Source organism: Streptomyces sp. NPDC093795 (genome assembly GCF_044764665.1).
GTDB lineage: Bacteria > Actinomycetota > Actinomycetes > Streptomycetales > Streptomycetaceae > Streptomyces.
In genome coordinates, this window is the sequence record NZ_JBIWIO010000003.1 from 23,967 (window position 1) to 47,756 (window position 23,790).

Here is a 23,790-nt window from a genome sequence, read left to right on the forward strand (position 1 = left end):
GGTCGCCGTCCGGGCCTCTCCTTCCGGGCGTCTCAGAGTGCCGTCAGGTAGTCCGGCAGGCCGACCGTCGGGTCGAGGTCCTCGGCCGGGACGGGCGGGCCGTAGCCGCCCTGGACGGGGATGACGCCGGACCAGTAGGGGAGGGCGAGGTCCTCGGGGTCGTCGTTGGGGCCGCCGGTGCGTACCTTCGCCGAGACCTCGTCCAGGTCGAGCCGGAGCACGGCCGTGGCGGCGAGCTCCTTGGGGTTCGCGGGCCGCGAGTCGGCGGAGCGGCCGGGGACGACGTGGTCGACGAGCGCGTCGAGCGCCGTGCGGCGTTCCTCGGGGTCGGTGACCTGGTGGGCGGTGCCGTGCACCACGACCGAGCGGTAGTTGAGGGAGTGGTGGAAGGCGGAGCGGGCGAGGACGAGGCCGTCGACGTGGGTCACGGTCAGGCAGACCGGCAGGCCCGGGGCCGCCACGCCGTCGCCGGCCGCGCGCAGCGGCCGCGAGCCGGTGGAGCCGTGCACGTAGAGGCGGTCGCCGACACGACCGAAGAGCGTCGGGAGGACGACCGGCGCGCCGTCGCGCACGAAGCCGAGGTGGCAGACGTACGCCTCGTCGAGTATCGAGTGAACCAGCGCCTTGTCGTACGAGGCACGCTCGCGGGAGCGCGTGGGCACGGTCCGGTCGGTCGGCGTGTACGTGTCGGCGGTGGTGCTCATTGCGTACCTCATTGCACTAGTGCATACTTGTGTTTGTGCTAGGAGAATATCGGATCGAAGGTCGTCGCGCATCGGACATTGCTGCCAGCGTGGAGAGGGGGGTGGGGGTCGGGAGCTTGCAGCCCGGACAACTTCTGCCGCCCATGCGGGAGTTGGCTGCCACGCTCGGCGTGAACCCGAACACTGTCGCCGCCGCCTACCGCACCCTGCGGGAGCGCGGGGTCATCGAGACCGACGGACGGCGCGGCAGCCGGGTGCGGGCGCGCCCCGCGACGACCGCGCGCGGCACCATCCGGGTGGAGGCCCCCGAGGGTGTCCGCGACGTGAGCAACGGCAGCCCCGACCCTGCCCTGCTGCCACCCCTCGGCGAGGCCTTCGCCGAGGTCGCGCGGCGGTACGCCGAACAGCCCGGCCTGTACGGAGAGGCTCCCGTCGACGAGGAGTTCGGCAGGCTGGCGCGGGCCGCCTTCGACGCGGACGGGGTGCCCGACGGGCCCGTCGGCGTCGCCTCGGGCTCCCTCGACGCCGTCGAGCGCGTCCTCGCCGTCCACCTCAGGCCGGGTGACGCCGTCGCCGTCGAGGACCCGGGCTGGGGCAGTCTCCTGGACCTGGTGCCCGCGCTCGGACTGCGCCCCGTGCCCATGGCCGTCGACGACGAGGGGCCGCTGCCGGAGGAGGTCGAGCGGGCGATCCGGCGGGACGGGGCGCGGGCGGTGATCGTGACCGACCGGGCGCAGAACCCCACCGGGGCGTGTGTGACGGAGGGGCGGGCGCGGGAGCTGCGGCGGGTCCTCGCCGGCCACCCGGGCGTGCTGCTCGTCGAGGACGACCACGGGCACGGCATCGTCGCGCAGCCGCTGCATCCGCTGGCCGGGGGAGAGGGGCCCTGGGTGCTGGTCCGTTCCGTCGCCAAGGCGTACGGGCCCGACCTCCGGATCGCCGCCTTCACCGGTGACGCCGAGACCGTCGACCGGGTGCTCGGGCGGCAGCGGCTCGGCCCCGGCTGGGTCAGCCGCCTGCTCCAGGGGACGGTCGCGTACCTGTGGGCGACCGGGGTGGTGGATCCCGCCGTCGTGGCGCGCTCCTACGGGAAGCGGCGCGACGGACTCGTACGGGCGCTGGCCCGGCGGGGTGTCGAGGCGCACGGGCGCGGTGGCATGAACGTGTGGGTTCCGGTCGCCGACGAGACGGGCGCGGTGGCGCGGCTGCTTGCGGCGGGGTGGGCGGTGGCGCCGGGGGCGCGGTTCCGGATGGAGGCGGGGGCGGCGGTGCGGCTCACCGTTTCCGGCCTTGCCGTGGGGGATGTGGAGCCGTTGGCGGATGCGGTGGCGGGGGCGGTGGGGCCGGTGGTGGCGCGGAGCTATGGGTGAGGGGGCGGCGCGGGGTTGGGCCTGCTGACTGTCGGGGCGCCGACGAGTTGGGCCCTAGCCCGTGCCGGCGCTGGGGCCCCGCCCGTGTGGGCTTCCGCCGCCCCCCCACCCCCCCCGTGTGGGCAATCGTCCCGCTGGGCGGGACGGGTGGGCGCACGGGACGGCGCCCTTGGCGGCGCCCCCGCCCCTTGTGCCTGGACCCGCACCAGGCTGTACGGCGTGCACGGGGTGCGGGTTCGGGCGCAGGGTGCCTAGGCCCGGCAAGGGGCGCCGTCCGTTGTGCCCACCCGTTCCGCCCCAGCGGAACGAATGCCCCCAACGCGGGAGGGCGGGGGTGTTGCCGCGTCGGGGCGCGGGCTCGCAACGGGGGTGGGTGGGGGTGTTGCCGGGCCCGGGCGCGTGTCCACAGCGGGGGCGCGTGGAGGTGTTGCCGCAGTGAGGGTGGGTGGGGGTGTCGGGCGGGTTTGGGTGAGGGCTGCGCCTGCGAGAACCACTGCGGCGCCGAGCGGCGTGTTCCAGGTGAGCTGCTCGTCCAGGAGTGCGACGCCCGCAGCCGTCGCGATGACCGGAATGAAGTACGTGACCATGGCGGCCGTCGTCGGGCCGACCTCCGCGACCACGCCGTACTGGAGCAGCATCGCGTACCCCGTACCGAGCGCGCCGAGCGCGATCACGGCGAGCAGCGGCACGAGGTCGAACCTCTCCGGCATCGAGGTGAACAGCGGGGTGACCAGCGCCAGTTGCAGCGTCGCGAGCCCCACCTGGGTACCGGCGAGGGAGAGGTTCGACGCGCCGGTGCCGCTCAGCGTCCTGCGGACGTAGATCCAGCCGACCGCGTAACTGAAGGACGCGAGCAGGGCCAGAGCGGTGCCCGTCACGTCGATGCCCGAGAAGCCCTGCCACGCGCCGAGGACGGTGAGCACCCCTATGAAGCCGATGCCCAGACCCGCGGCGCGGACCCGGGTCGGGCGGTCCTCGGAGAGCGCGACGAGGGAGAGCAGCATCCCCCACAGGGGAGTCGTCGCGTTGCAGATGCCGGCCAGGGTCGACGGGATCGTCAGCTCAGCGTACGAGAAGAGGGTGAACGGCAGCGCGTTGAGGAGGAAGGCCGCGACCGTCAGATGACCCCAGACGCGAGCGCCGCGCGGCAACCGGTCGCGCTTCACCACCAGGGCGACGGCGAGCACCGCCGTACCGAACAGGAGCCGCCCGAAGGTGACCTGGAGCGGCGCGAAGCCCTCCGTACCGACCTTGATGAAGACGAAGCTGAAGCCCCAGATCAGGGCCAGTACGCCGAAGCGGACCCGCCAGGACGAAGAGGGCGGGGAGGGCGGCGAGGGCGGGGCTGCGGGGCTCATGTACTCAGGGTGACGGGACTGATCTCGTAGGACAAGCGAGATTTCCTCGACCCCTTCCCTTAGTATCGCTTACATGTTGAATCTGGAGCGCCTCCGCACCCTCGACGCCGTCGCCCGGCACGGTTCGGTCAGCGGCGCGGCCGACGGGCTGCACGTCACCACGTCGGCCGTCTCCCAGCAGCTCTCCAAACTGGAGCGGGAGGTGGGCCAGCAGCTGCTCGCCAAGAACGGCCGGGGCGTGCGGCTGACCGACGCCGGGCTGCTGCTCGCCGAGCACGCGGCCCGGATCCTCTCCCAGGTCCAGCTGGCCCAGGCCGACATCGAGGCCCAGCGCGGTCAGGTGGTGGGTGAGGTGCGGGCCGCCGCCTTCCCGACGGCGGCCCGGGGGCTCTTCCCGGCCGCGCTGGCCACGCTGCGCGAGGGGCACCCCGACCTCCGGGTCCGTACGACGGAACTGGAGCCCGAGCGGGGCGTGCGCGCGGTGCTGCGCGGCGACGCGGACCTCGCGCTCGTCCTGGACTGGAGCAACAAGCGCGCGCCGGTGCCCGGCGGGCTCGAGCGCGCCCATCTCCTCGACGACACCGCCGACGTCGCCCTGCCCGCCGGGCACCGGCTGGCCGGACGGGAGGCGGTGGACCTGCTGGACTTCGCCGACGAGGAGTGGGTGTCCTGGCCCGAGGGCGAGTTCTGCCACGACTGGCTGATGTTCACCCTGCGCTCACAGGGCATCGAGCCGCGCATCGGACATCTCGCGGGGGAGCACCACACGCAGCTGGCGCTCGTCGCCGCCGGGCTCGGGGTGTGCGTGACGCCCCGGCTCGGCCGCCCGGTGCCGGACGGCGTCGTGTTCGTGCCCGTACGCGAGCCGGTTCGCCGCCACATCTACGCCACCTGGCGCGCCGACGCGGGCCGCCGCCCCTCCGTGCGGGCGGTCGTCGGGGCCCTGCGGGCGGCGGCCGAGCCGCTGGCGAGCTGAGACTGGGGGTGCTGTGACCGTCTGCGGTAGACCGTCAGGGCTCCGTGCTCACCGGCCGGCCGTCCGTCAGGGCTTTGTGCTCACCGGCCGGCCGTCCGGCAGGGTGCCGTGACCGTCGGTCGCCCGTACGTCAGGGCACCGTGACCGTCGGCCGTCCGTCAGGGCGCGGCGAGCTTGCGGAAGTCCCAGGACGCGAAGGCGTCCGGCGTCAGCCGTATCCAGGCGTGCCGGCCGTCGTGCGGCATCGCGTCGAGACCGAAGTTCTTGGCGGCGAAGAGCTGCTCGGGGGCGTCGAGTTCGGGGCACGCCTCGCCGGTACGCGGGGCCTCGCCGACGAAGGTGACCGTGCCCGAAAGCTCGACGCCGCGCAGCTCTCCGTACTCCTCGCCGTCGTCCACCACGACGGCGACCCTCGGGTCGGCGCGCAGCTCGGCCCAGCGGCGGCTGCGCGTCAGCGAGTACAGCCACAGCGAGGAGCCGTCCCAGGCGAACCAGAGCGCGCTCACGTGCGGGCGGCCGTCGGCGGAGACGGTCGCGATCCGGCAGGTGCGCTGTTCGGCGAGGAAGGAGTCGAGCTCGGCCGGGGTCATCATGATCCGGCGTCCACGGCGCTGTGCGACGGTCATCGTCCGCACCCTTCTGGATTTCTGATGAGACGTCAGAAAGCATGAGGGTCCAGTCGCGCCGGTGCAAGGGGAGAAGCCATGGGGCAGGGGCAGGGGCAGGGGCAGAGTGCGAAGGAACCGCTCGGGGAGCGCATCCGGCCGGACGGCGGAGTCGTGCTGCTCACCGTCGAGTGCCAGCAGGGAGTCGTGGGCCCGGACAGCGGGCTGCCCGAACTCGCCGCCGTCGCCCGCGCGTCGGGCGCCCTGCGCAACGTCGCCCGGCTCGTCGCCGCCGCGCACGAGGCGGACGTCCAGGTGATCCACGCCGTCGCGGAGCGGCGCCCCGACGGGCGGGGCGCCAACAGCAACGCCCGGCTGTTCCGGGCCGCCGCCCGGCTGCCCGTCCAGCAGCACAGCGGCAGCACGGCGGTACGGATCGCCGCACCGATCCAGGTCGCGGACGAGGACCTCGTCGTACGGCGTCTCCACGGGCTCTCGCCGCTCGCCGGGACCGATGTCGACCCGCTGCTCCGCAACCTCGGCTGTCGAACGCTGATCGTCACCGGCGTCTCCGCCAACGTGGCCGTACCCAACGCGGTCTTCGACGCCGTCAACCTCGGCTACACGGTGGTCGTCCCCGCCGACGCCATCGCGGGGGTGCCGGCCGACTACACCCCCGCGATGATCCGTCACACCCTCGCCCTCGTCGCCACGATCACCACGACCGACGAGGTGCTGGAGTGCTGGAAGCTCCCCAGAACGAGACCCAGGCGTTCCGGATCCGCTGCTTCCGCCGCTTCCGCCGGATCCACGGGACCCACCGGATCCGCCGGTGGCGCCGTCAGCCGAAGCTGATCTCCTCGCCCACGACCTGGATCGGCTCCGGCGGCAGCGGCGCGGTCGCCGGGCCGGACTTCACGCTGCCGTCCGACACGTCGAAGTGGCTCTGATGGCACGGGCAGACGATGACCCCGTCCCTGATGCTGCTCACGGCGCAGCCCGCGTGGGTGCACTTCGAGGAGAAGGCCTTGAACTCGCCGGCCTTCGGCTGGGTGATCACCAGCCCCTTGTCGGCGAGGATCTTTCCGCCGCCCACCGGGATGTCCCCGGTCCGCGCGAGGGCGGCGCCCCCGGTGCTCTCGGTGCCCTCCGGTGCCGGGTTCTTGTCCTCCGCGCCGCCGCCCCCGCAGGCGGCGAGCGCCGCCGCCAGGCCCGCGCCGCCCGCCGCGGCGACCACCGTCCGTCGTGCCACTCCGCTCATGTGCTGCCCCTCTTCCCTCGCTGCACCGGTGTGTGCCGACGCGCTCGACATCCTCGACGCCTCGACACGTCCGACACGTTCGACACCTTCGACACCCGAAGGTACGGGTGCGAACCGTGTCCCGTTCACAGGTTGGGCGCATCGAGAGCCGTACGGTCTCCGAGGAGCCCGTACTCAGGCCTTCGGCATGGCCATCGTGGCGACCGGCGCCGAGGTCGGGCGCGGGGAGCCGCCCTCGGGTTCCACGGTGATACCGATCCCGGCGGATCGGTTCGCCGACCCCTCCAGGAGGGTGGTCGAGGACGTCGTACCCGAGGCCATGAGGCCGGCCGACTGCATCGTCCCGGCGTCGTCGTACCAGAGTTGGTAGACCTTGCCGGCCGGCGGCGCCGGCATCCCCGCGGCGGCGAACACCGCCCGGTCCAGGGACGGGGCGTGCACGAGCGTGCCCACGGCTCCGTCCGCGAGCCGCGCGGTGGAGACCCGGGCGTCGGGCGCCGCGAGCACCGCCGCGACGGCCTCGGCGCTCGCCTCCGCACGGGCTGCCCGGACGCCGGCCTCCTCGGCCCGCTGGTACTGCAGGCCGGCGAAGCCGGCGAGCGTGACCGTCCCGGCGAGCGAGGCGGCGAGCGCCCAGCGGGGCAGTCGGCGCAGGCCGCGGCCACGCGCGCGCGTACGGCCGGACTGCACGGTCACCGGCGGCAGTTGGCGGACGCCCGCGATCCGGCGCAGTACCTCGGCGCGCAGCGCGGGGGCGACCGGCTCGGCGACGGCCAGGCCGAGGCGCGCCGCCGTCTCCGAGAGTTCCCGGACCTCGTGGGCGCACGCGGAGCAGTGGGCGAGGTGCCGCTCGACCGACTCCCGTTCCTCGTCCGTGTCCAGCGCGTCGAGGACGTACGCGCCGGTCAGCGTGTGCAGGTCGACGCCGGTCACGCCGTCACCCCCAGGCAGTCGCGGAGCCGGATGAGACCGTCGCGCATCCGGGTCTTCACCGTGCCGAGCGGCAGCGAGAGCAGCTCCGCGACCTCGCGGTAGGTCAGCCCCCGGTAGTAGGCGAGGGTGACGGACTGCCGCTGGCGTTCGGTGAGCCCCCGGAGACAGCGCCGTACGCGCTCGCGGTCGAGACGGTTCTCGACCTCCTCGGTCACCTCGTCGTACGCGGGGGTGTGCTCGAGGAGCGCGACCCGCCGGGCCCGGTCCGACGACGCCTGCTCGGAGCGCACCCGGTCCACCGCGCGGCGGTGGGCGAGGGTGAGCGCCCAGTTCAGGACCGAGCCGCGATCCGGCCGGTAGCGCGCGGCGGACCGCCAGAGGTCGACCATCACCTCCTGGGTCACCTCCTCGGACTGCGCGGGATCCCGCACGACCGAGCGGACCACGCCGAGGACGGGTCCCGAGACCTGGTCGAAGACGGCCGAGAAGGCGTCCTGATCCCCTCGGGCGACCTGCACCATCAGCTCGGGCAGACCGTCGCCGCCCCGGTCCGGGGCCGGACCTCCGTCGACGCGTGCGTGCTCTCTCACCGGATGTGCCCTCCTGCGTGTCCTCGGGTGCGCCCCTACTTCGGAGCGGCGGTGCCGGCGGATTGGTCGGTACGGCCCCGATCACCGTGGAGGCCCCGATCCCGGGGAAGGCCTCGATCCTCGGGGAGGCGGCTCAGCGCACCGGGCCACCACGCCGCGCGGCCGAGGTCCCGTACCAGCGCCGGGACGAGGAGCGAGCGGACCACCAGGGTGTCGAGAAGGACGCCGAAGGCGACGATGAACGCGATCTGCACGAGGAAGGCCAGCGGGATCACCCCGAGCGCGGCGAAGGTCGCGGCGAGCACCACACCCGCCGAGGTGATCACCCCGCCGGTGGCGGTCAGACCGATCCGGACGCCCTCGCGCACCCCGTGCCGCAGCGACTCCTCGCGGACCCGGGACATCAGGAAGATGTTGTAGTCGACGCCGAGCGCGACGAGGAAGACGAATCCGTACAGCGGGACGGAGGCGTCCGTGCCGGTGAAGCCGAGTACGTGCTCGAACACGAGCGCCGAGATGCCCAGCGTGGCGGCGAAGTTGAGGGCCACGGTGGCGACGAGGAGCAGCGGCAGCACGAGCGAGCGCAGCAGCGCCGCCAGGATCACCAGGATGATCGCCAGGACCACCGGCACGATGAGCGTCCGGTCCCGGGCGGCCGTGTGCTGGGTGTCGTACTGCTGGGCGGTGGAGCCGCCGACCAGGGCGTTCGCCTCGGGCACGGCGTGGACGGCGGTACGGAGCCGGGCGAGCGTCTCGCGTGCCGCGTCGCTGTCGGCGGCGGCGGTGAGGGTGGCGTCGATACGGGCCCTGCCGTCGACCACGAGCGGTGCGCCGGGCGCCGGGCGGCCCGAGGCGCCCACCGGGAACGCCGAGTCGACGCCGTCGACGTCCTCGGCGACGGCGACCACCTTCGCGACCGCCCCCGCGTCGGTGATGATCACCGCGGGATTGCCGGCGCCACCGGGGAAGTGGCGGCCGAGGGCCTCCTGAGCGGCGACGGAGGGCGCGTCGTTGACGAAGATCTCGTCGAAGGGCACGCCCCGGGAGTTCAGGGCGGGAGCGAAGGCGGCACAGGCCAGGAGCCCGGCGAGGGTGAACGCCCAGACCTTGCGGGGGGCGCGGTCGACGAGGGCGGCGATCCGGTGCCAGAGGGGGTGGCCGTCGTCGGGTTTGGTGGCGGGGGGCGTCGGCGTCTCGGGGGTGGTGTTCTCGGGAGCTGTCTTTGCCGGCTTCGCCGGACCCGTCTCTGCGGGGGCCGTCTGCGCGGAACCCGTCTCTGCGGGGCCAGTCTTCTCAGGTCCTGTCTTCTCAGGCCCCGTCTCCGCGGGGGCCTCGCGGCGGGTCTTCGGGCGGGCCGGCCAGTACGCGGCGCGGCCTGTGAGGACCAGGGCCGCCGGCAGGAACGTCAGGGCGCTGAGGACGGCGCAGGCGATGCCGATGGCGCCGACGGGGCCGAGCGCCCGGTTGTTGGACAGGTCGCTCACGAGCAGGGCGAGCAGGCCGAGGGCGACGGTCGCGCCACTGGCGACGATCGGTTCGAAGGAGCGGCGCAGGGCCCGGTTCATCGCCGCGAAGCGGTCCGCCCCGGGTGTCGTGAGCTCCTCGCGGTAGCGGGCGGCGAGCAGCAGTGCGTAGTCGGTGGCGGCGCCGATCACCAGGATGGACAGGATGCCCTGCACCTGGCCGTCGACCCTGAGGACGCCGACGTCGGCGAGCACGTACACGACGGCGCAGGCAAGGCCGAGGGCGAAGACCGCCCCCAGGATGATCATCAGGGGCAGCAGGACGCTGCGGTAGACGACCAGCAGGATGAGCAGCACCGCGATCAGGGCGACGCCGAGCAACAGGCCGTCGATCCCGGAGAAGGCGCCGGAGAGATCGGCCTGGGTGGCGGCGGGACCCGCGATCAGGACGGTCGTCCCGGGGACCGAGGCCGCCGCCTCCCGGACCGTGTCGAGTGTCGTAGGCAGGGCGTCACCCAGGTCCGGTTCCAGCGCGACGACGGCGCGCAGCGCCTTGCCGTCCTCGGACGGCAGTGCGGGGGAGGCAGGGCCCGCGATGCCCTCGCGCCCGGTGAGCGGTGCGAGGGAGCGGGTCGCCGTGGCCGTCGCGTCGGCGGGCACAGGCCCGCCGTCCCGTGCGGTCCACACCACGATCGCGGGCACGGTCTCGGACCGGCGGAACGCCTTCTGCTCCTCGATGACGCGGGTGGATTCGGCGCTGCGTGGCAGAAAGGCCGCCTGGTCGTTGGTGGCGACCTCGCCCAGACGTCCGGCGAAGGGGCCGAGCCCGCCGCCCACGGCGAGCCAGGCGATGAGGAGCGTCAGGGGTAGCAGAAGTCGGGTCCGGCGGAGGGCACTGGGCGGCATCGGGGGCTCCGTACTGTATCTCTATCATTAACTATCTCAATGATTGAGAGAGTTTCTATCATGCGCGTGTCTCGGCTCTCGACACCCCTTCGGTCACCGCATGCGGGACGGATGCACGCACGCCTGCCTGCCCGCCTGCGTGCAGGCACATGCAGGCACGCATCCTGTTCCGCCTCAGCGGCGCGGCACGCGCAGAGCCCCGAGCTCGTCGTTCAGCGTGTTGAGAAAGCGCAGGGCCACCGACAGCTCGGCCGGGTCGAACTGCTCCCGTGCCCGCTCCGCCGCCTCCGCGAGCGGCAGGAAGTACCGCCTGGCCGCGGCCCGCGCCCCGTCCTCGTACCGCACATGGACGACACGACGGTCCGTGCTCTCCCGGGTCCTGCGGATGTGTCCCGCCTTCTCGAGGCGGTCGAGACAGGCCGTGACCGCACCCGACGTGAGTCCGAGGTGCTCGCGCAGCCGCCCCGGCGTCAGCGGTTCGGGGCTGTCCAGGACGACGGCCAGCGCCTGTACGTCCGTGGGATGCAGCCCCTGCGCCTGCGCGAAACCGTGCACCAGACGATTGATCTCGCCCTGCGTCCGTCGCAGCGCGACGGCGAAGCTCTGCAGGTCACCCGGGGGGCCCTCGGGGGCGGCGGGAGCGTCTCGGTCTTCGTTGCGGGCCACGCGTTCAGCCTATAGACATCGCTCCCGCGCATCCGCCCGAGCCGCGGAGGGGGAAGGATCGCCAGGGGACGAAGCATCCCGGACGGAACGGAGTACCCAGCATGCCGACGACGCACCCCGGGGCGGCCCCCGGTCGCCCGCTCTGCCTCGTGACCGGGGCCGGCGGCTACATCGGCGGTCGGCTCGTCCCCGAGCTGCTCGACGCCGGGTACCGCGTGCGCTGCCTCGCCCGCACTCCGGCCCACCTGCGGGACCACCCATGGGCCGACCAGGTCGAGATCGTACGGGGAGACGTCACCGACGCGGCCGGCCTGCGGGACGCCTTCCGTGACGTCGAGGTCGCCTACTACCTGGTGCACTCCATGGGAGCCGGGCACGGCTTCGAGCAGACCGACCGGCGCGCGGCCCGCACCTTCGCCGAGGAGGCCCGCGCCGCCGGGGTCCGGCGCATCGTCTACCTGGGCGGGCTCACCCCGGCGGACGTGCCCGAGCAGGAGCTCTCCCCGCACCTGCGCTCCCGGGCCGAGGTCGGCCGGATCCTGCTCGACTCCGGCGTCCCCACGACCGTGCTGCGGGCCGCCGTCGTCATCGGCTCCGGCTCCGCCTCCTTCGAGATGCTCCGCTACCTCACCGAACGGCTCCCCGTGATGGTGACGCCGAGCTGGGTCGGCACCCGCGTCCAGCCCATCGCCGTCCGCGACGTGCTGCGCTACCTGGTCGGCAGCGCCCGTATGCCGGAGGACGTCAGCCGCACCTTCGACATCGGCGGCCCGGACGTCCTCACGTACCACGACATGATGATCCGTTACGCGAAGGTCGCCGGCCTTCGCCGACGGCTCATCCTGCCCGTGCCGATGCTCACCCCGCGCCTGTCCAGCCAGTGGATCGGTCTCGTCACGCCCGTCCCCGCCTCCCTTGCCCGTCCGCTCGCCGAGTCGCTGCGGTACGAGGTGGTCTGCGCCGAGCACGACATCGCCGACCACGTTCCCGACCCGCCCGGCACCCCCGTCCCCTTCGACGAGGCCCTCACGCTCGCCCTCCAGCGGGTCCAGGAGGCCCGGGTCACCACCCGGTGGAGCTCCGCCTCGCTCGCCGGAGCCCCCAGCGACCCCCTGCCCACCGACCCCGACTGGGCGGGCGGCAGCCTCTACACGGACGAACGCGAACGGACCGTCGACGCGGGACCGGGGGCCCTGTGGCAGGTCATCGAGGGCATCGGCGGCGAGAACGGCTGGTACTCCTTCCCGCTGGCCTGGGCCGTGCGCGGCTGGTTCGACCGGCTCGCCGGCGGCGTCGGGCTGCGCCGGGGCCGGCGCGACGCCCAGCGGCTCCGGGTCGGTGACGCGCTCGACTTCTGGCGGGTCGAGGAGATCGAGCCCGGGTCCCTGCTGCGGCTCCGCGCCGAGATGCGGCTTCCCGGGCTCGCCTGGCTGGAGATGCGCGCGGAGCGGGACGACGAGGGCCGGACCCGGTACCGCCAGCGCGCCCTCTTCCACCCGCGCGGTCTTGCGGGTCAGGCGTACTGGTGGAGCGTGTCGCCGTTCCACGCCGTCGTGTTCGGCGGTATGGCGAGGAACATCGCGCGGACGGCGGAGAAGCGCGCGGGGCGTGCGGCCGGGCGGCGTTCGTCCGGGAGCGGTTCGTCCGCGGGCACCTGGCCTCCCTCCAGCGGCACCTCGCCTCCCTCCGAGGGGCGGGCCTCCGGAGGCCGGTCTCCCGGGGGCGCCGGGCCGCCGCATCCGTGAGTCGGCGGTACGAGGAAGGGGGGCGGCACATCCACACTGCAGCCCGTCGGGCGTCCGGCCTCACGGCCCGTCCGGCGAACGATCCCCCGGGAGTGGCCCCATGACCGTCTCCGTCGTCCTCTTCACCTCCGACCTGCGCGTCCATGACCATCCGCCGCTCCGCGCGGCCGTCGACGCGGCGCACGAGGTGGTACCGCTGTTCGTCCGTGACCCCGCCGTGGACCGGGCCGGGTTCGCGGCACCCAACCGGCTCGCCTTCCTCGCCGACTGCCTGGCCGACCTCGACGCCGGACTGAGGGAGCTCGGCGGCCGGCTCGTCGTGCGCGGCGGCGACACCGTCGCCGAGGTGTGCGGTGTGGTGCGACAGGCCGACGCCGACGAGGTCCACATGGCCGCCGGCCACTCCGTCTTCGCCCGCGCCCGGGAGGCCCGGCTGCGGCGGGCCCTGGAGTCCGACGGGCGCCGGCTCTACGTACACGACGCCGTGGCCACGGTCGTACCGCCCGGCGACGTCACACCGCAGGGCTCCGACCACTTCGCGGTGTTCACCCCGTACCTCAGGCGCTGGGTCTCCGAACCGCTCCGCGCGCCCCTCCTGGCACCGAGGAAGGTGCCGGTGCCGCAGGAGCTGCGCTCCGAGCCGCTGCCGGAGCGCGCCTCCGTGGCGGACGTCTCCGAGGGCCTCGCCACGGGCGGGGAGACCGAGGGACGCCGGAGGCTCGAAGCCTGGCTGTCCCGGCATGCCGACGTCTACGAGGAGATCCACGACGACCTCGCGGGCGACGCGACCTCCCGGCTCTCCCCGTACCTCCACTTCGGCGCGGTCTCGGCGACCGAGGCCGTGCACCGGGCGCGGGCCCGGGGCGGCGCGGGCGCCGAGGCCTTCGTACGGCAACTGTGCTGGCGGGACTTCCACCAGCAGGTGCTCGCCGCGCGGCCGGAGATCGCCGTCGAGGACTACCGGCCCCGGCACGACCGCTGGCGGAGGGGCGGGGAGGCCGAGGCGGACCTGAAGGCATGGAAGGAGGGCCGCACCGGCTACCCCGTGGTCGACGCGGCCCTGCGGCAACTCGCCCACGAGGGCTGGATGCACAACCGGGGCCGGCTGCTCGCCGCCTCCTTCCTCGCCAAGACGCTCTACCTCGACTGGCGCGAGGGGGCCCGGCACTTCCTCGCCCTCCTCGTGGACGGAGACATCGCGAACAACCAGATGAACTGGCAGTGGGTGGCGGGGACGGGCACCGACACCCGGCCGCACCGGGTCCTCAACCCCGTACTCCAGGGCAAGCGGTACGACCCCGACGGCGCCTACGTCCGACGCTGGGTGCCCGAACTGGCGGACCTGCCGGGCCGGTTGATCCACGAACCCTGGCGGCTGAAGGGCCTGGACCGGGCCGCGTACGACTATCCCGAGCCGGTCGTCGACCTCGCCGACGGCCTGAGCCGCTTCCGGCAGGCCAGGGGCAGGGACTGAGGTCCTGCGACGGCGTCCAATACGACGCACAAACGATGCGAGTTGATCCACCTTCCCGGGTGGCCGGACGCTGAGGGAGCCGGGAGCACCGAGCCCCGGGAGGAGGAGCACGGCCATGACCTCTACCGCGACTGTCACCGCGACGCGCACCTCTGCGGCGACCGCGACCGTCACCGCGACCCGCATCTCTACCGCGACCGTCACCTCTGCGGCGGCCGTCACTTCTACCGCGACCGTCGGCTCCACCGCCGTCCCTGTCCCCACCCCCGTCCCCGGTTCCGTGGCCGTGCGGCCCGACGTGCTCTCGGACGAGGAGATCGGCCGGGGGCTCGTCCGGGGCGACGAGCGCTGTCTCGCTCTCGCCCACCGGCGCTGGGCCCGGCTCGTCCACACCCTCGCCGCCCGCGCGCTCGGCGATCCGCGCGAGGCCGAGGATGTCACCCAGCAGGTGTTCCTCGCCGCCTGGCGAGGCCGGGCCGGGTACCACCCGGAGCGCGGCCCCGTGCCCGCCTGGCTGGTCGGCATCACGCGGCGGAAGACCGCCGACGCGCTCACCGCCCGGACCCGCCGCCTGGACATCGTCGCCGCCGCGGGCGCGGCTCTCACACCGCCCACCAGCACGCGCGAGGGGCCCGAGCACGTCCTCGACCGGCTCGTGGTCACCCGCGAACTGGCCCGTTTGCCACGGGTCCAGCGTGACGTGCTGACCCTCGCGTTCTTCGGAGACCTGACCCAGGTGCAGATCGCCGACCGCACCGGCATGCCCCTGGGCACCGTCAAGAGCCACGCCCGCCGGGGACTTCAGCGGATGCGCCGCAGCCTGGCGGCCGCTTAGGGCCTGTTGGTTGCTGGGGGCAGCCCACCTTGACCGCCTTCACCAGGACCTCGTCCACGGCATCCTTCTTTCGGCGACCTGCGTTTCCTTCGCGGCCCCCGTCTCAACCTGGCCGTGCTCGGGGACGTCGCGCTTGCCGTCCTGCTCGTGACCTTCGTCCTCGCCGCCGGTCCAGGCAACGGCGTACCGGCCGCCGAGGGCGCATCATGGACCAAGGGCTGTGGAGCTGGACGAGACACCCCGACCACTTCGGCGCCTCCGTCGTCTGGTGGGGTCTGTACCTGACGGCCTGTGCGACCTGGCAGACTGCGGCCCTCACGGTCGTCTCCCCCCTCGTCATGAGCGCCCTGCTCATCCGGGGAAGCGGCAAACGACTTCTGGAGGCCCACATGGCGAAGCGGCCCGGATACGCGGCCTACACGAGCGGGTTCTCCCCCCGGCCGGCACCCCGGCGCAGGAACGGGGCGGACGAGCGATGACCTGCCGTACCCGGCGCCGTTCCGAGCCGAGCACGCCGAACACCCTGATCGTCCGCAGTGCGCCGCCCGCGCCCACCGCGGCCGTACTGCTGCTCCACGGCGGCCGCGCCGACGGGCCCGAGCCGCCGCCGGCCCTGAACCTCCCGGCACTCCGGATGCGTCCCTTCGCCTCGGCCGTGACCCGGGCGGTACGGGGCCGGGACGTACTGATCGGCGAGGTGCGCTACCGCCACCGTGGCTGGAACGGCCTGCGCGCCGACGCGGCCAGGGACGCGGAGACCGCCCTCGCGGCCCTCCGGGAGCGGGCCGGAGCGGTGCCCGTCGTCCTCATCGGCCACTCCATGGGCGGCCGTGCGGCACTCCGCGCCGCGGGCGACCCTGCTGTCCGCGGGGTCGTCGCCCTGGCGCCGTGGTGCCCCGCCGACGAGCCGGTGGACCATCTCGGCGGCCGGCGCCTCTACCTGCTCCACGACGAGACCGACCGTGTCACCTCGGCCCGTGAGTCCTGGGACTTCGTCCGAAGGGCACGGGCGGCGGGCGCCGACGCCGTCGGCATCCCGATGCCGACCGGCGGCCACGCGATGCTCCGCTGCGCGGACCTCTGGCACCGCCGCGCGGCGGAACTCACCGCGGCACTGCTGTCGCACGGCTGAGGCGACGGGACAGGACACCCGTCTCTGACTCGTGCCCTGGCCAAAGCTTCGGCCGAGGTCGTAGCGCAGCGGTTGTCGCGCCTTCACCGCGTGTGGGAGGACGCCGGTTCGAATCCGGTCGGCCCCATCCCAACCTACGAGTCACGACTGTCGGCGCCCTCTGATCGCAATGATGACGGGGCACCGTCGAACGCTTGGCCGATGCCTTCGCTCCCGCCGGAATCGACAGGGACCGTGATGCCGTCACGGCTGGGCTCACCCGGCGTCGTCGAGGGGCACGTCAACCGGATTCCGAGCACGTCGCGAGCGAGCCAGGCTCAGGCCGCCATGAAGCGGCCCAGCGCGCGTGACTTGCACTGGAGGGTGGCTGCCCAAGCCTCCTCAGAGGAGACCGGGGCCGCCGGCACCTGAACATCCTTGAGGCCGCCGCCCTCGGCGAAGCCTGCTGGCTGCCAGTGCACCTCGATGCCCGCTCTCTCCGCCAGGACCAGCATCGTGGCGACGAACCCCTCGGACAGGGCAGCCATGACTGCGTGACTCGTTCTCCGGTGCCACGCGAGCAGGGCGTCGACGAACTCTTTGAACATGCGAGGGTCGATCTGGCACTCGTCAGCCCGCATGGGGCCGATGCCGGACGGCATGCCCAGTTCGGCCTGGTAGACGCTCACCTGGCTCATGAACAGCCGGGAGGCCCCGTTGGACGGGTTCCACAGGGTCTGGTCACCCATGTCGTGGTACTGGCTCAATGCAGCCCCTCCCTGCTGGTCATACTGGCCGACGTCGCGAGCACATGACATTACGGTCAGTCAGCCGTCCACGGAAAATGAGCCATGGCCCCTAGAAGCGAACGAAGCCACCGCTGCGAATATCCGATGGCGGGGCCGACTGTCGGTAGTAAAAATTGCGGCATGCATGCCTTCCTGGAGACCGAACGGCTCGTCCTGCGCCCGTTCACCCACGCTGACGCAGACCACCTCCTGGCACTGGACAACGACCCCGACGTCATGCGTTTCATCAACGGCGGCAAGCCGACCAGCCGCGAGACGATCGAGACGCAGACCCTGCCACGGCTCCTGCACGACTACCCGTGCCTCGGCACCCACGGCTACTGGGCGACTGAGGAGAAAGCCACCGGAACCTTCCTGGGCTGGTTCGAGTTCCGTCCTCTGGACGATCACAGCGCCGCCGTGGTCGAACTCGGCTATCGGCTGAACCAGGCTGCCTGGGGCAAGGGATACGCCACGGAGGGATCGCGGGCCCTGATCAGTAAGGGGTTCACGGACCTCGGAGTGGAGCGGGTCACCGCGAACACGATGGCGGTGAACATCGGATCCCGCCGGGTGATGGAGAAGGCAGGGTTGCGGTTCCTGCGGCACTTCACCGGGGACTGGCCCGAGGCGATCGAAGGATCCGAGCACGGCGAAGTCGAGTACGAACTCACCCGGACCGACTGGGGACAGCACCGGTAGCCGGTGATGCACCCCGGAGGTGCCCAGTGGCCGCCTCCCCCGTGCGGCCGAGACGGTCGCGACCTTCGGATGATGTTCGGGCACGGGGTAGGCGGCGACGATCAAGGCGTACGTCCTCACACGCCGAGATCGGAGCCTCACCGTGCTGAAGTGGACCCTGCGGGCCACCGCCGTCATAGCTATCGCCGCCGCGATAGCCGCCCCCGTCGCTGTGACCGCATCCGAAACAGTGGTCGCCGAGCCCACGGTCGTCACATCGGCATCCGCGCCCGATGCCCCGGAGCCCTCCGCCATCAAGGGGGAGGGGCCGGCGGGCCCTTCTTTCGCCCTTTAGGACCCGTGTCGAGTCGTGCTCAAACGGTGGCCCGCGTGCTGCAGGCTGCTGAGTCAGCACGCCGGGGTGACCCGTCCCGACTGCGGGGACAGGCCGCCGATCCGGAAGGAGAAGGGGCAGGGGTGCCGGGGCGTGCGGAGTGGGCCATCCTTGGGGTATGAGTGCCAAGCGTGGCGCGTCTCTCCGGAAGGGCCTGCACATAGGCCGGGGGCCTCGCTGGGCCCTGGTCGCCTTTGTCGCCGCAGTGGTCGCGGTCGTCGCCGCGTTGGCCGGCTGCGCGGGCGGTGGCGGGCCGTCCGCGGGGGCGCACGGCCCGACCTCGGTGGTTCCCTCGGCCACGTCGTCGGCCCCCTCGGTCAAGACCCCTCCCGCCGCTCCTTCGGTCACTCCGGTGACCTCGCAGGCTCCCTCGCCGCGGGGGCCTGTCGTCGCCGAGATGTCCATACCGTCGATCGGCGTCAAGGACCTGGACGTCGTGCCGTACGAGGGCACGACCGACGACCCCGCAGGCACCCGTATCCAGGATCGTGGCGTGGCGGCGAGTCCCCACGGCGAGCGCGGTGGCGTGGGGCCGGGCCAGATCGGCAACTACCTGGTGACCGCCCACCGGCTCTCAGCCGGCGGGCCCCTGCGCGAGCTGCCCTCGGTCGAGGTGGGGGACAAGGTGCACGTCACCGCTGAGGCCACCGTCTACACGTACGAGATCGTCGAGACCCGGACCACGTCCTTCCGATCGGCCCGCTCGCTCGCCGAGCAGCGGGCCGCGGTGCCGGGCGAACCCGGCGAGAAGCCCACCCGGGCCATGATCACGCTCTCCACCTGCGCGACGCCCGAGGACGACGCGGCGGGCAACTTCTGGCGGGACGCCCAGGGGAATCCCGAGCACCGCATCGACAAGATCGGCGTCCTGACCTCGAAGCGGTCGGCGTAGGGGTTGTGGAGTGGCGTAGAGGTGACTCTTTGATCCGCTGGTTCTTGGAGGGGTCGGCCTTCATTTCTGACCGGGCGGGGGTCCATGGAGGATCTCGAGTTGTTCTTCTACGACAGCTGATCGTCATCCCTGTTCGTCAGCGCCGTGCCCAGATGAGTTGGCGGGGAGGGGTGTGCCACCTGGTCGGACGGCTGGGGAATGACGGGAAGATTTTCGCGCCGGCGGAGATGGTCCCGGATCGGACGGGGGCGGGTCCCGGACAGATACATCCGATCAACCGACCGACCGATCAAAGAGACACCGCCTGAGGCCGTCTCCTTCGGGTCTTGCATGATGACCGGCATGAATACGGAAACCTGCGTCCCTGCCGAGTTGGCCGCCCTCCGCGAGATCTTCGCGTCCCGTCTCGAGGCGGTGCCGCCGGCTGGTTGGGAGGCGGTGCGGTCCTTCGAGGGGGAGCACGGCATCGTGCTCCCGGAGCCGTACCGCACGTTCGTGGCGGAGATTTGCGACGGGCTGCGCGCTGGACCGCCCTACTACGGTCTGCTGCCCCTCGCGCAAACGCCCTCGGACTGGGGCTCGGACCGCCCCGAGCGACTGTTTGCCGAGCCTTTTCCGCTCACGGCGGCATGGCTGTGGGAGGAAGAAGAAGACGCGCTGTCGGAGCAGGAGTTCGAGGCCCGGATGGGCCCCGTGTTCGACCACGGCTCACTGCTGCTGGGCACCGACGGCTGCGGCATGTACTGGCACCTGATCGTCACCGGCCCGCAGCGCGGTCATGTCTGGCTGATCGACGAGAACGGCGCTATGCCCTTCGGTACCCGGCCGGACACTTCCCTGATGCCGGGCACGCCCGGGTTCGCAGGGTGGGTGACCCACTGGGCCCAGGGTCGCTCCTGGTTTCCGGATGCCTAGGGCGACGATCAGACAAAGCGGCCGCCTAGAGCCTGTCTCCTTGATGCTCTGAGGAGTTTGGCGCCTGGCTGGGCTGGGTGTTGAACAAGCGCCCGACCGGTCAGACGTCCCAGGCACGAGGACGGTTCAGCTCTTCCCACTCGGGGCGGAGCAGCGAGAACACGGCGAGGTCGTGGCGGCGGCCGCAGTGGAGGCAGGCGGCGCGGCTGACTCCTTCCTGGGTGAAGCCGGACTTGGCAAGGACGGCGAGCGCGGGGGCGTTGTCGGTGTGCGTTTCCGCCGTGAGCCGATACATCGGAAGTTCGCCGAAGGCCAGGTCCACCACGGCGTCCAGGGCAGCGGTGCCGTGGCCTTGCCCGCGATGTTGAGCAGCGAGCATCAGCTCGACCTGGGCTGTGCCGTTGACGATGTTCTGGCTGGTCAGTGCGACGTAGCCAACAGGGGCGCCACCGGAAGGGTAGATGAGGAAGTCGTCGCGATCGTCGTCCTCGATGTCACGCTCGATGCGCTCGCGCACGGCGGTGAGTGAGCGTGGCCAGATGCCTATGTGGTAGGCGGCTACGGGGTCGGATCTCCATCTATGCATGAGTTCGGCGTCGTCTATGTCGAACGCTGCGAGCCCGACGGACTTGGCCCGCCAGGAAATCTCCCTTTCGGTCTCTGTGTCATGCCCGTCGCCTGCCATCCTGATTTTCTCGGTCACAGGCGGATGCTACGGGTGTCTCCAGACCGGGACCACCGCTGCCCACGGATCGCGCGGGAGGAATAGGCGCGATCAGCAAGGACAACCGGGGGCCGGGTTCTTGGTCTGCCGACCCCACTTCGTGGAATCCGGATGCCGGCCATGACCGCCTCGAAGGCTGGCGCGTCACCGGCCTGGCCCGCAGTGACATGGATGGACAGAGGGCCCATCTGATCAGCCGTTTGTGCGCGGTGTGAAAGGGACCGAGCTCTTCTGGCAGGTCACGCCAGGGTGAGGAGGTGCGGTACTTCCACGCGATGGCTTCCAGGGTTCGGCGGTGGTTCGCCCACCGTCGTCCACGAACCGGATCAGCCGGCATCAGCGGCTCAACCCGGTCCCCCCTCGCATCAGTGATTACTAACGGTACGGACACATCCGATCAACTGATCCGTTGATCAAAGAGCCACGCTCTAGCCCCGTCACCCCGCCACCCCGTAATCCGGTCATTCCGGGACCGGTGACTCGGTTTTGGTGGTGAGCCGGGAGAGGGTTTCGAGTGCCTCCCTCAGGCCGCCGGGGCGCAGCATGCCCGGCTGTACGGTGCGGCCCGCCCAGCCCGGTCCGGCGAGCATCACCAGGGGGTGCGTACGCGCCCCTTTCACGCCGAAGGAACTCGCGGCGACGTGCTGCGCCAGGGCGTGGCTCGCGGTCGAGCGGGCCTGGGACCAGAGCACGACCGCGGCCGGGCCCGTGCGTCGTACGGCCGCGTCGAGCGCCTCGGCGGGGACGGCCGCGCCGAACATGCGGCTGGGCAGGCCGCGTTCGGCGAGGCCCGCGGCCAGCGCCTCCAACGGCAGGGTGTGCTGCTCGGCCGGGACGCACGCGAGGAGGACCGGGGCCGTGGGGCCGGGGCCGGCGGGCGTGACCAGCCGGAGCGCGGTCGACACATGCCAGGACAGCAGATGTTCCACCTCGACGTAGCGGTCCCCTGAGGACTCCCACTTGCGTCCCACCGCGTGCAGGGTCGGTGCCATCACCTCCTCCCAGGCCGTGACGAGGCCGTGGTCCGCCACGGCGTCACGGAGCAGGATGTCGAGGGTGGGGCCGTCGAGTCGTACGGCGGCACGGGCCAGGCCGCGGCACTCCCGGCGTACGTCGCCGAGGGGAAGGCCGTTTCCTGAGCCCGGCTGTCGGGGCGCGGCGCGGGGCACCAGAGTCCCCGTCTCCCTTCGGCCCGGTCCCGGTACCTCGGGGAGGGATGGGGCCGCGGGGCGGGCCCCCGTCCCGGCGCTCTCGCCGGGGCGCGAGCGCCCCGTCCTGGCCGCCCGCGCCGCCTCGGCGGGAGGGACACCGGAGGCCGTGAGCCTGCACATCTCCTCCAGCATGGCGACATCCGCCGGCGCCCACCGCCGGTGGCGCCCACCCACCCGCGCGGCCGGACCGATCCCGTACCGCTGGTCCCATGAGCGCAGCGTCGTCGGCGACACCCCGAGGTGCCGGGCGACCGCCCCCGTCGTGATGCCATGCCCCGTATCGGCCATGACTCCCACATTACGACGCACAAACGATGCGAGTCGGGATAGTCGAGCGGGGCTTCTCTGCGCGTTCCTCAGGTGATCGGTGGAACCCGGCGTTCGGCGGCCAGCAGTTCCTCGCAGGCCTCCCTCGTCGCCCGGTGCACCGCGCGGGCGAGTCGTGCGCCCCAGACCGAGCGCGGACCGGCGAACGGTTCGGCCTCGCCTCCGGACGGGGAAGGGGCGGCCACGCAGACGGCGTCCGTGGGCGTGCCGGAGGCGTCGGCTCCGAGTTCGACCAGGGCCTGTGTCTTCGCCTCGGTGGCGGTGGCGACCGCGTTCACGAGCGCGGCGTCCGTGAGGGCCACGGGCAGCGACACGATGATGTTGATCGTCCCGGGGCGCGGGGCGGCGACGCTTCCGCTTCCCGGTGCGGCGGCCCAGCCCCGTACCCCGATTCCTGCCGTGACCAGCGCCTCGGCGCCGCCGTCCACGGCGTGACGCCGGTCCGCGACGCAGGCCGCCGTCATCAGTCCCACGCCGGGTCCTGCGAGCCCCGCGTCCGAGGCCAGATCGCGGAGGTGTGCCACGGGGTCACGCCGGTCGTAGCCGGGCGGCACCTGGGCGTTGAGCACCCACCCCCGCGCGCCTATGCCTCCGCCCAGCACGGCGCTCGACACCATGCGCACGCCCGGTCCCGGCGCCCACACCAGGAGCAGCCACTCCCGGCCCCCTTCGACATGTGTGCGCAGAGCGGCGTGCGCGAGAGAAGCGCTGGTGAGGAGGGTTCGCGGAAGCACCCCACAGCCTAACGCGCGGTCCTTCTCACCCGAACGGGTGAAAGACCCATCCGCGAGGCCGTGGGCTCCGAAACACCTACGACAACAGGGCCGCGGTGGGGAGTTCCCCGCCGGTGGTCCGAACGCGTCACCGCACTCCCGGCCGGGGTGGTCGTGCCGTTCCTACTCCCTGTGCGCCTCTTCCCGCGCACTCGATTCAAGGGGTTTCTCCTCATGAACGCTCTTCGCCTCCGTCGCGCCGCCGTCGCCGTGGCAGCCGCGGCAGCGCTGCCCTTCTCCCTGGCCGCCTGCTCGGACTCCGGTTCGGACACCAGCACCGAGGCCGGTTCCGAGGCCACGTCCGCGGCGCCCCCGGCGCAGGAGAACACGCCCTCCACCGGGACGGACTCGGCCGCCGACGGCCCGTTCGGCCCTGGCTGCGCCTCGGTGCCGAAGGACGGCGCCGGTTCCTTCGACGGCATGGCGAAGGACCCCGTCGCCACGGCCGCCTCGAACAACCCGGCGCTGTCCACGCTGGTGGCCGCCGTCAAGCAGGCCGGCCTGGTGGACACCCTCAACAACGCGAAGGACATCACGGTGTTCGCGCCCACGAACGACGCCTTCGCCAAGATCCCCAAGGCCGACCTGGACAAGGTCCTGGCCGACAAGGACATGCTGACGAAGATCCTCACCTACCACGTGGTGGGCCAGAAGCTGACGCCGAAGCAGTTGGAGAACGGCTCCTTCGAGACGCTGCAGAAGGGCATGCTCACCACGGAGGGTTCGGGTGAGGCGTACACCGTCAACGACTCCTCGAAGGTCGTCTGCGGCAACGTCCCCACGGCCAACGCCACCGTGTACATCGTCGACACCGTCCTGATGCCCAAGTAGGGGCGACGCTAGCCGGGGCCTCAGAGCCGGGCCGGTGCCGGGGCCGGAGCGGGGCGCCCAGCCGGTCCGAGGGGAGGCGGGGCCCGTCACGTGACACCACGTGACGGGCCCCGCCGCGTGCTCGTCCCCGGATGTCGCTCCCGGTTCGCGGTTCGCGGCTCCCGGTTCGCGGCTCCCGGTTCGCGGCTCGTGGCTCCTGGTTCGTGGGTCCTGCCGGCTCCCCCGTACCTCCTGCGCACCTCCCTGACAGGTGCGCC

At 72.5% G+C, this 23,790-nt stretch carries 23 protein-coding genes, 1 tRNA gene and 2 pseudogenes; 13 read left to right on the plus strand and 13 right to left on the minus strand.

What is annotated here, in order from left to right:
• Nucleotides 1–32: 32 nt before the first annotated feature.
• Nucleotides 33–704 carry a pyridoxamine 5'-phosphate oxidase family protein gene (locus ACIRB7_RS08915; RefSeq protein WP_403594490.1) on the minus strand — a complete coding sequence of 224 codons (672 nt, stop codon included), beginning with the start codon at nucleotides 702–704 and terminating at the stop codon, nucleotides 33–35.
• 35 nt (nucleotides 705–739) lie between these two features.
• Here ACIRB7_RS08915 and ACIRB7_RS08920 point away from each other — a divergent pair, with 35 nt between their 5' ends.
• A complete protein-coding gene (locus ACIRB7_RS08920; protein ID WP_403594493.1) occupies nucleotides 740–2,074 on the plus strand; it encodes an aminotransferase class I/II-fold pyridoxal phosphate-dependent enzyme in 1,335 nt (444 codons plus the stop codon).
• Nucleotides 2,075–2,325: 251 nt separating this feature from the next.
• On the opposite strand, the gene ACIRB7_RS08925 is transcribed toward ACIRB7_RS08920, so the two are convergent.
• Nucleotides 2,326–3,432 carry a DMT family transporter gene (locus ACIRB7_RS08925; protein ID WP_403594496.1) on the minus strand — a complete coding sequence of 369 codons (1,107 nt, stop codon included), beginning with the start codon at nucleotides 3,430–3,432 and terminating at the stop codon, nucleotides 2,326–2,328.
• Nucleotides 3,433–3,505: 73 nt separating this feature from the next.
• Here ACIRB7_RS08925 and ACIRB7_RS08930 point away from each other — a divergent pair, with 73 nt between their 5' ends.
• The gene (locus ACIRB7_RS08930) at nucleotides 3,506–4,408 is read left to right on the plus strand and encodes a LysR family transcriptional regulator (protein WP_403594498.1); all 903 of its coding nucleotides are present in this window, start codon (nucleotides 3,506–3,508) and stop codon (nucleotides 4,406–4,408) included.
• Nucleotides 4,409–4,566: 158 nt separating this feature from the next.
• On the opposite strand, the gene ACIRB7_RS08935 is transcribed toward ACIRB7_RS08930, so the two are convergent.
• Entirely contained in the window at nucleotides 4,567–5,034 is a 468-nt protein-coding gene (locus ACIRB7_RS08935; protein ID WP_403594501.1) for a pyridoxamine 5'-phosphate oxidase family protein, read from the minus strand.
• A 78-nt stretch (nucleotides 5,035–5,112) separates the two neighbouring features.
• On the opposite strand from ACIRB7_RS08935, the gene ACIRB7_RS08940 reads away from it, so the two are divergent.
• On the plus strand, nucleotides 5,113–5,868 hold the full coding sequence (locus ACIRB7_RS08940) for a cysteine hydrolase family protein (RefSeq protein ID WP_403594503.1): 756 nt from the start codon (nucleotides 5,113–5,115) through the stop codon (nucleotides 5,866–5,868).
• Here ACIRB7_RS08940 and ACIRB7_RS08945 read toward each other — a convergent pair.
• The 5 genes from ACIRB7_RS08945 to ACIRB7_RS08965 all read right to left on the minus strand — a co-directional run bounded on the left by ACIRB7_RS08945 (nucleotide 5,855) and on the right by ACIRB7_RS08965 (nucleotide 10,832).
• A complete protein-coding gene (locus tag ACIRB7_RS08945) occupies nucleotides 5,855–6,274 on the minus strand; it encodes a Rieske (2Fe-2S) protein (RefSeq protein ID WP_403594506.1) in 420 nt (139 codons plus the stop codon). The two genes, ACIRB7_RS08940 and ACIRB7_RS08945, sit on opposite strands and share 14 nt — an antisense overlap.
• Nucleotides 6,275–6,448: 174 nt before the next feature.
• Nucleotides 6,449–7,207, minus strand: a complete 759-nt coding sequence (locus ACIRB7_RS08950; protein ID WP_403594508.1) for an anti-sigma factor domain-containing protein — start codon at nucleotides 7,205–7,207, stop codon at nucleotides 6,449–6,451.
• A complete protein-coding gene (sigK, locus tag ACIRB7_RS08955) occupies nucleotides 7,204–7,728 on the minus strand; it encodes an ECF RNA polymerase sigma factor SigK (RefSeq protein WP_351220295.1) in 525 nt (174 codons plus the stop codon). Before sigK ends, ACIRB7_RS08950 begins: the two co-directional genes overlap by 4 nt.
• A gap of 104 nt (nucleotides 7,729–7,832) precedes the next feature.
• Entirely contained in the window at nucleotides 7,833–10,166 is a 2,334-nt protein-coding gene (locus ACIRB7_RS08960; RefSeq protein ID WP_403594510.1) for an MMPL family transporter, read from the minus strand.
• A 174-nt stretch (nucleotides 10,167–10,340) separates the two neighbouring features.
• Nucleotides 10,341–10,832 carry a MarR family winged helix-turn-helix transcriptional regulator gene (locus ACIRB7_RS08965; protein WP_403594513.1) on the minus strand — a complete coding sequence of 164 codons (492 nt, stop codon included), beginning with the start codon at nucleotides 10,830–10,832 and terminating at the stop codon, nucleotides 10,341–10,343.
• A 101-nt stretch (nucleotides 10,833–10,933) separates the two neighbouring features.
• Between ACIRB7_RS08965 and ACIRB7_RS08970 the strand changes: the two genes are divergently transcribed.
• The 6 genes and pseudogenes from ACIRB7_RS08970 to ACIRB7_RS08995 all read left to right on the plus strand — a co-directional run bounded on the left by ACIRB7_RS08970 (nucleotide 10,934) and on the right by ACIRB7_RS08995 (nucleotide 16,145).
• Nucleotides 10,934–12,577 (plus strand): SDR family oxidoreductase, encoded by a 1,644-nt coding sequence (locus tag ACIRB7_RS08970; RefSeq protein WP_403594516.1) that lies wholly within the window; start codon nucleotides 10,934–10,936, stop codon nucleotides 12,575–12,577.
• A 100-nt stretch (nucleotides 12,578–12,677) separates the two neighbouring features.
• Nucleotides 12,678–14,051 (plus strand): cryptochrome/photolyase family protein, encoded by a 1,374-nt coding sequence (locus ACIRB7_RS08975; RefSeq protein ID WP_403594519.1) that lies wholly within the window; start codon nucleotides 12,678–12,680, stop codon nucleotides 14,049–14,051.
• Between the two features lie 115 nt (nucleotides 14,052–14,166).
• Complete coding sequence (locus ACIRB7_RS08980; RefSeq protein ID WP_403594522.1) at nucleotides 14,167–14,886, plus strand: sigma-70 family RNA polymerase sigma factor; 720 nt, start codon at nucleotides 14,167–14,169, stop codon at nucleotides 14,884–14,886.
• A 194-nt stretch (nucleotides 14,887–15,080) separates the two neighbouring features.
• A pseudogene (locus tag ACIRB7_RS08985) lies at nucleotides 15,081–15,365 on the plus strand (DUF1295 domain-containing protein); the annotation flags it as partial.
• Nucleotides 15,362–16,018 carry an alpha/beta hydrolase gene (locus ACIRB7_RS08990; RefSeq protein ID WP_403594525.1) on the plus strand — a complete coding sequence of 219 codons (657 nt, stop codon included), beginning with the start codon at nucleotides 15,362–15,364 and terminating at the stop codon, nucleotides 16,016–16,018. The pseudogene ACIRB7_RS08985 and the gene ACIRB7_RS08990, both read left to right, overlap by 4 nt.
• Nucleotides 16,019–16,072: 54 nt before the next feature.
• Nucleotides 16,073–16,145, plus strand: a tRNA-OTHER gene (locus ACIRB7_RS08995).
• Between the two features lie 190 nt (nucleotides 16,146–16,335).
• Here ACIRB7_RS08995 and ACIRB7_RS09000 read toward each other — a convergent pair.
• Nucleotides 16,336–16,764, minus strand: a complete 429-nt coding sequence (locus ACIRB7_RS09000) for a DUF6086 family protein (protein WP_403594528.1) — start codon at nucleotides 16,762–16,764, stop codon at nucleotides 16,336–16,338.
• Between the two features lie 162 nt (nucleotides 16,765–16,926).
• Here ACIRB7_RS09000 and ACIRB7_RS09005 point away from each other — a divergent pair, with 162 nt between their 5' ends.
• From ACIRB7_RS09005 to ACIRB7_RS09015, 3 genes are all read left to right on the plus strand, one after another.
• Nucleotides 16,927–17,487, plus strand: a complete 561-nt coding sequence (locus ACIRB7_RS09005; protein WP_403594531.1) for a GNAT family N-acetyltransferase — start codon at nucleotides 16,927–16,929, stop codon at nucleotides 17,485–17,487.
• Between the two features lie 491 nt (nucleotides 17,488–17,978).
• On the plus strand, nucleotides 17,979–18,752 hold the full coding sequence (locus ACIRB7_RS09010) for a class E sortase (protein WP_403594534.1): 774 nt from the start codon (nucleotides 17,979–17,981) through the stop codon (nucleotides 18,750–18,752).
• Nucleotides 18,753–19,082: 330 nt separating this feature from the next.
• Nucleotides 19,083–19,667 carry an SMI1/KNR4 family protein gene (locus ACIRB7_RS09015; RefSeq protein ID WP_403594537.1) on the plus strand — a complete coding sequence of 195 codons (585 nt, stop codon included), beginning with the start codon at nucleotides 19,083–19,085 and terminating at the stop codon, nucleotides 19,665–19,667.
• Between the two features lie 100 nt (nucleotides 19,668–19,767).
• Here ACIRB7_RS09015 and ACIRB7_RS09020 read toward each other — a convergent pair whose 3' ends face one another.
• The 4 genes and pseudogenes from ACIRB7_RS09020 to ACIRB7_RS09035 all read right to left on the minus strand — a co-directional run bounded on the left by ACIRB7_RS09020 (nucleotide 19,768) and on the right by ACIRB7_RS09035 (nucleotide 22,663).
• Nucleotides 19,768–20,370 (minus strand): GNAT family N-acetyltransferase, encoded by a 603-nt coding sequence (locus ACIRB7_RS09020; RefSeq protein WP_403594539.1) that lies wholly within the window; start codon nucleotides 20,368–20,370, stop codon nucleotides 19,768–19,770.
• 44 nt (nucleotides 20,371–20,414) lie between these two features.
• Nucleotides 20,415–20,782 (minus strand): annotated as a pseudogene (locus tag ACIRB7_RS09025) (transposase); the annotation flags it as partial.
• Between the two features lie 70 nt (nucleotides 20,783–20,852).
• A complete protein-coding gene (locus ACIRB7_RS09030) occupies nucleotides 20,853–21,890 on the minus strand; it encodes a MerR family transcriptional regulator (RefSeq protein ID WP_403594542.1) in 1,038 nt (345 codons plus the stop codon).
• Nucleotides 21,891–21,958: 68 nt separating this feature from the next.
• The gene (locus ACIRB7_RS09035) at nucleotides 21,959–22,663 is read right to left on the minus strand and encodes an adenosylcobinamide amidohydrolase (RefSeq protein ID WP_403594545.1); all 705 of its coding nucleotides are present in this window, start codon (nucleotides 22,661–22,663) and stop codon (nucleotides 21,959–21,961) included.
• Between the two features lie 213 nt (nucleotides 22,664–22,876).
• Between ACIRB7_RS09035 and ACIRB7_RS09040 the strand changes: the two genes are divergently transcribed.
• Entirely contained in the window at nucleotides 22,877–23,533 is a 657-nt protein-coding gene (locus ACIRB7_RS09040) for a fasciclin domain-containing protein (RefSeq protein WP_403594547.1), read from the plus strand.
• The last annotated feature ends 257 nt before the right edge of the window (nucleotides 23,534–23,790 follow it).

Bases quoted from the DNA above. Each gene is read 5' to 3' on its own strand.
- ACIRB7_RS08980 (WP_403594522.1), top strand. From the start codon at position 14,167: ATGACCTCTACCGCGACTGTCACCGCGACGCGCACCTCTGCGGCGACC.
- ACIRB7_RS08990 (WP_403594525.1), top strand. From the start codon at position 15,362: ATGACCTGCCGTACCCGGCGCCGTTCCGAGCCGAGCACGCCGAACACC.
- ACIRB7_RS09005 (WP_403594531.1), top strand. From the start codon at position 16,927: ATGCATGCCTTCCTGGAGACCGAACGGCTCGTCCTGCGCCCGTTCACC.
- ACIRB7_RS09030 (WP_403594542.1), bottom strand. From the start codon at position 21,890: ATGGCCGATACGGGGCATGGCATCACGACGGGGGCGGTCGCCCGGCAC.
- ACIRB7_RS08935 (WP_403594501.1), bottom strand. From the start codon at position 5,034: ATGACCGTCGCACAGCGCCGTGGACGCCGGATCATGATGACCCCGGCC.
- ACIRB7_RS09040 (WP_403594547.1), top strand. From the start codon at position 22,877: ATGAACGCTCTTCGCCTCCGTCGCGCCGCCGTCGCCGTGGCAGCCGCG.
- ACIRB7_RS08915 (WP_403594490.1), bottom strand. From the start codon at position 704: ATGAGCACCACCGCCGACACGTACACGCCGACCGACCGGACCGTGCCC.
- ACIRB7_RS08975 (WP_403594519.1), top strand. From the start codon at position 12,678: ATGACCGTCTCCGTCGTCCTCTTCACCTCCGACCTGCGCGTCCATGAC.
- ACIRB7_RS08960 (WP_403594510.1), bottom strand. From the start codon at position 10,166: ATGCCGCCCAGTGCCCTCCGCCGGACCCGACTTCTGCTACCCCTGACG.
- ACIRB7_RS08930 (WP_403594498.1), top strand. From the start codon at position 3,506: ATGTTGAATCTGGAGCGCCTCCGCACCCTCGACGCCGTCGCCCGGCAC.
- ACIRB7_RS08970 (WP_403594516.1), top strand. From the start codon at position 10,934: ATGCCGACGACGCACCCCGGGGCGGCCCCCGGTCGCCCGCTCTGCCTC.
- sigK (WP_351220295.1), bottom strand. From the start codon at position 7,728: ATGGTGCAGGTCGCCCGAGGGGATCAGGACGCCTTCTCGGCCGTCTTC.
- ACIRB7_RS08940 (WP_403594503.1), top strand. From the start codon at position 5,113: ATGGGGCAGGGGCAGGGGCAGGGGCAGAGTGCGAAGGAACCGCTCGGG.
- ACIRB7_RS09015 (WP_403594537.1), top strand. From the start codon at position 19,083: ATGATGACCGGCATGAATACGGAAACCTGCGTCCCTGCCGAGTTGGCC.
- ACIRB7_RS08925 (WP_403594496.1), bottom strand. From the start codon at position 3,432: ATGAGCCCCGCAGCCCCGCCCTCGCCGCCCTCCCCGCCCTCTTCGTCC.
- ACIRB7_RS09010 (WP_403594534.1), top strand. From the start codon at position 17,979: ATGAGTGCCAAGCGTGGCGCGTCTCTCCGGAAGGGCCTGCACATAGGC.
- ACIRB7_RS08945 (WP_403594506.1), bottom strand. From the start codon at position 6,274: ATGAGCGGAGTGGCACGACGGACGGTGGTCGCCGCGGCGGGCGGCGCG.